Source organism: Pseudomonas persica (assembly GCF_900291015.1).
Classification (GTDB): domain Bacteria; phylum Pseudomonadota; class Gammaproteobacteria; order Pseudomonadales; family Pseudomonadaceae; genus Aquipseudomonas.
Genome location: NZ_OLKL01000316.1, coordinates 1 through 244, shown reverse-complemented (window position 1 = coordinate 244; position 244 = coordinate 1). Strand labels below are relative to the sequence as shown.

Genomic DNA, 244 nt, shown 5'->3' with positions numbered 1-244 from the left:
TTGCGGGCCAGTCCGAACGCGCTCATGCCGTACATCAGGCCGAAGTTGATCGCCTTGGCCGCGCGACGCTCGTTGCTGGTCACTTCTTCCAGGGTGCGGCCGAACACCTCGGCGGCGGTGGCGCGATGCACGTCGGCGCCCTGCTCGAAGGCCCGCACCAGGCCCGGGTCTCCGGACAGATGCGCCATGATCCGCAGCTCGATCTGCGAATAGTCGGCCGCCAGCAGCTGGAAGCCTTCCGGGG

At 68.4% G+C, this 244-nt stretch carries 1 protein-coding gene; it reads right to left on the bottom strand.

Annotation, left to right across the window (positions count from 1 at the left end; translation table 11 throughout):
- A partial coding sequence (locus FQ664_RS26710) for a DNA polymerase (RefSeq protein ID WP_144175979.1) occupies positions 1-244 on the bottom strand: 244 nt, incomplete at both ends.